Genomic DNA, 3,685 nt, shown 5'->3' with positions numbered 1-3,685 from the left:
CGCCGAGAGGATGCGCTGCTCGGTGATCAGGGTGTCGGCCGTGTACTGGCTGAGCATCATGCCCGAGAACATCCCGGCGCCCTTCGTCAGGAAGGCCGGCAGGCCGACGCTCAGCGCCGGATTCGTGAGGCGGTTCAGGCGACGCTCCGAGAGGACGCAGACCATCGTGATGGCTGCGCCGGCCATGTCCATCGGGAGCGAGACGGGCGTGCCCTGGAAGTTGGCGCCGGTCAGCGTCAGCAGGCTGTCCGACAGCGACAGTTCGATGATCGCTCCGCCGAGGCTGAGATCCTTGGCCGTGAGGGTGACGAAGGCGCTGGCGTCTGCGTTGGCCAGGAACTGGATGCCCGTCGTCAGGCTGCCGTTGAGAATGTTGCCGCCGTCGAAGGTGGCGTTGTCCACGGCCGAGGCGATCGCTTTCAGCAGCGCCTGAAAGTCGGCGTTCAGCAGTTCACGCGACTGGGTCTTCAGCGAGGAGTCCTTCGCCGCGACCACCTTTTCCTTGAGCTGGTTCAGGAGGTCGGAGACTGATTCGCCCGCGGACAGCGCGACATCGGCGATCGAGGTCGCCCGATCGAGGCTCTGCTTGACCGCACTCAGTGCGCCGACATCCGCCCGCTGCTGCTGGGCGATTGCCCAGATGGCGGCGTTGTCCTTGGCGCCCTGGACCTTCAGTCCGGTCGAGATGCGGCTCTGGACATCGCCCAGGCGCTCGTTGGTGCGCGTCAGGTTCTGCAGCGCGATCGCGGCGGAAGTGTTGGTATGGACGCTGTTCGTCATCCGACTCGGCCTTTCAGGTTTGGCCAAGGCTATGAGACGAACCGTGCACACATGGTTAACGGCCGCTAACCACGCATTTTAACCGCGCGGATCGCTCCTGCGCGGCGGGTATCGCGGATACGCTGTGGCGTCAGGCCTTGGTGTCGATCACCGAGCCGGCGCTGTACTGGGCCGCCTGCATCAGGTCGACGACCTGTTCGCGGGGCAGCTGTTTGACGATTTCGCCGGTGACCCGGTCCATCGTCTTGTAGATGAAGGACCCCGACTGCGGCCCCTCCTCGATCACCAGCCGGTAGCGGGCGGCGCGTTCGGCCTCCTGCGCGAACCGGGAATCGTGGAAATCGCCGCTCGCGGTCGACGCGGCGGCGGGCTGAACGGCGACGGCGCCGATCGGGTCTATCCTGGCATTGCTCTGCATCTCTCCTTCCGCCGGCGTCTAGCCGACGTCTCCGTGGTGCGGCGCGGACCCGGTCAGGCGGGATCCGAAGATCCCGCCCTTCCGGTCGATCCTTAGCGGAACAGTCCGAGCAGGATGGAGGTCGAGGAGTTGGCGATCGACAGCGCCTGCACACCCAGCTGTTGCTTGGTTTGCAGGGACTGCAGTCGGGCGCTTTCCTTGGCCAGATCGGCGTCCACCAGGTTGCCCACGCCGGCTTCCAGGGTGTCCTGGAGTTTGCCGACGAAGTTCAGGTGGGTGCCCAGCGACTTGGAGCCGGTGCCGAGACGCGCCAGCGAAGCCGAGACGTTGGCGATCGAGGCGTCCACCTTGGCCAGGGCGGCCGTGGCGAGCGTGGAGGTGCTGATCGCTTCAGCAGCCGCCAGCGTCACGATCGAGCCCGACAGGCTCATGTTTTCGTCGTTGATCGTGATGGTGGAGCCGGCGACGTTGGCGAGAGCCTTGAAGCCGGCCGTCATGCTGCCGTCCAGCAGGTTGACGCCGTTGAACGAAGCGTTCTCGACCACGGTCGCGATCTGGTCGCGAATGGAGGTGAAGTCTTCGTTCAGGGCCGACCGGGCCGAGGTCGACAGCGAGGTGTCGGTCGCGGCCAGAGCCTTTTCCTTGAGCTGGATCAGCAGGTCGGAAACGCTCTCACCCGCGGCCAGGCTGACGTCCACGGCCGATTGGCCGCGGTTCAGGCTGTCCTTGACGGCATTCAGGGCGCCGATTTCGGCACGTTGCCCCTGGGCGATAGCCCAAACGGCGCCGTTGTCCTTGGCCGACGAGACCTTCAGTCCGGTGTTGATGCGGTTTTGAACCGTGCCCAACTCATTGTTGGTGCGCGAGAGGTTCTGGAGGGCGATCATTGCGCCCACGTTCGTGTTTACGCTGTTCAGCGCCATGACACGTAGTCCTTCTTCAAGGTGTCCGACGCCGTTTTGGCTGCCGGGAGCATTCTGCTCGGCGGTGTCGCAGCAAGGACGGGGCCGCCGGCGAATCCTCCATGCCAAGGCCGGATTCGTTGATTTCGCTGCGTTAGTTCCTGTTAAGCACGTCGGCCGCCCGGCAGGATTTGCCGGGAGCCCGGCAGGATTTGCCGTCCGACCCGGCAGTTGTTGCTGCGGCCCCGGATGTCACCACGGCCAGAGTCGGCGACGCGGGGTCTGCGCCTCCCGCCAGCGGTCCTGTATCTCCCGCTCGGCCAGCAGTGTCCCGACTGCCAGCTCGCGGGCGGTCTCGCACGCCGCCAGGGCGGCGCCGCGGGCGACATAGGCGACCTCCAGATCGCCCTGGGCCGGCGCCTCAGGCAGGCGGTCCAGCACGCAGGGTCTGGCCGCCGCCGGCGGCAGGGTCAGCCGGGGCGGGACCGCAGAGGGCGGGAGTGAGGCGGCACAGCTCGCGATCATGGCGGTGAAGCCGATCGGCGCGTGCCGGATCCAGCGGGTGAGAGGCGTCATGGGCGCTCCGGGCTTGGGCCGCGGCGAGAGCGGTCATCCGCTCCACCGCGACGGATTGTTGGTGAAGGTGATCGAGGCGGCGGGCCTGATCGGCCATGCCTTCCGCTTCCAGACGTCGGGCGCCGGCGTCGGCGGCCGCGATCGACGCGCGCGCTTCGGCTGTCCTCAGGCGCCGGCCGGTCATGTCGAACGGATCCCAGCGCAGGCCGAGCCCGTGCCCGACGGCCGCAATCGCGACGACCAGCGTCACGGCCAGGATCGCCCAACCGACAGGTGTGAGGACGCGGATCAACGACACGGTCCTCACGGAAACACCGTCCGGTCGAGTTCGAAATGCGGACCGTCCTTCAGGGTTGGCCAGTCGCCGCCCCAGACGATGGCCGTGCCCTGCCGCACGGCGGCTGCCTTGAAGGCGGCGGCGATGCGCGGATAGAGGGGCCAGTCCCAGCGCACCTGGCCGTCGATCATGGCCGCCACGTCGATGGCGTGGCCGGTCAGGTGGCGCGAATGCCGCGTTCGGCTGGCGCCGGCCCGAACCAGCGCGATCTGGCGCGCCTTCGTCCGCAGGCCTTCGGTGATCATGAAGTCGACGGGGCTGAGCGCGATGGCCTCGCGCGCCAAGGCGACCAGCCGTGGATGCACCCCGACGAGCCGCTTCATCGAACGCTCGGAGAGACGGAAGCCCATCAGCGGTCCTCCCCGTCCAACGGCGGCCGCAGAATGCGCAGGCTGGCGAGCAGCTGCTGCGCCGTCGGCGCGACCAGATAGAGGACCATGGTCAGGGCCAGCAGGGCCATAAGCCCCCTGGCCAGCGGAAGCGCGGCTTCGGGCGGCGTCAGGGCGATCAGCCGGTCCAGCAACAGCCAGGCGGCCCCCGTGCTGGCGAACACATAGAGCCGCCGCCAAAGCCAGCGACCTTCCGCCAGCGGCGACGGGGTTGGCGGGAAAGCGATCGGGCCGGTCATCGATCGTCCTCCCGATCGTCGCGCCGGCGGCCCGCCGGCCGATG

General features: G+C 67.8%; 7 protein-coding genes. All 7 read right to left on the bottom strand.

Going from position 1 to position 3,685, the window contains the following annotated elements; translation table 11 throughout:
* Positions 1-807 (bottom strand): aromatic amino acid lyase (locus RDU12_RS13895; RefSeq protein WP_374990225.1); only part of this gene is annotated, 807 nt, incomplete at its 3' end.
* Between the two features lie 103 nt (positions 808-910).
* Positions 911-1,198, bottom strand: coding sequence for a flagellar protein FlaG (locus tag RDU12_RS13890; protein ID WP_300289528.1), 288 nt, complete (start codon positions 1,196-1,198; stop codon positions 911-913).
* Between the two features lie 92 nt (positions 1,199-1,290).
* On the bottom strand, positions 1,291-2,121 hold the full coding sequence (locus RDU12_RS13885; protein ID WP_300289527.1) for a flagellin: 831 nt from the start codon (positions 2,119-2,121) through the stop codon (positions 1,291-1,293).
* Between the two features lie 231 nt (positions 2,122-2,352).
* Entirely contained in the window at positions 2,353-2,541 is a 189-nt protein-coding gene (locus RDU12_RS13880) for a hypothetical protein (RefSeq protein ID WP_300289526.1), read from the bottom strand.
* A complete protein-coding gene (locus RDU12_RS13875) occupies positions 2,522-2,968 on the bottom strand; it encodes a hypothetical protein (protein ID WP_300289525.1) in 447 nt (148 codons plus the stop codon). The genes RDU12_RS13880 and RDU12_RS13875 overlap by 20 nt, the downstream gene beginning before the upstream one ends.
* A gap of 11 nt (positions 2,969-2,979) precedes the next feature.
* Entirely contained in the window at positions 2,980-3,363 is a 384-nt protein-coding gene (locus RDU12_RS13870; protein WP_300289524.1) for a M15 family metallopeptidase, read from the bottom strand.
* On the bottom strand, positions 3,363-3,641 hold the full coding sequence (locus RDU12_RS13865; RefSeq protein WP_300289523.1) for a hypothetical protein: 279 nt from the start codon (positions 3,639-3,641) through the stop codon (positions 3,363-3,365). The genes RDU12_RS13870 and RDU12_RS13865 overlap by 1 nt, the downstream gene beginning before the upstream one ends.
* Positions 3,642-3,685 lie beyond the last annotated feature (44 nt).

The sequence above is a fragment of the Brevundimonas sp. genome, assembly GCF_031082345.1.
Lineage (GTDB): Bacteria > Pseudomonadota > Alphaproteobacteria > Caulobacterales > Caulobacteraceae > Brevundimonas.
The sequence above is the reverse complement of the archived record's forward strand: the minus strand, read 5'-3'. Positions and strand labels throughout refer to the sequence as shown.

Excerpts from the sequence above, each read along its gene's own strand:
- RDU12_RS13890 (WP_300289528.1), bottom strand. The coding sequence starts at position 1,198 with ATGCAGAGCAATGCCAGGATAGACCCGATCGGCGCCGTCGCCGTTCAG.
- RDU12_RS13885 (WP_300289527.1), bottom strand. The coding sequence starts at position 2,121 with ATGGCGCTGAACAGCGTAAACACGAACGTGGGCGCAATGATCGCCCTC.
- RDU12_RS13870 (WP_300289524.1), bottom strand. The coding sequence starts at position 3,363 with ATGGGCTTCCGTCTCTCCGAGCGTTCGATGAAGCGGCTCGTCGGGGTG.
- RDU12_RS13865 (WP_300289523.1), bottom strand. The coding sequence starts at position 3,641 with ATGACCGGCCCGATCGCTTTCCCGCCAACCCCGTCGCCGCTGGCGGAA.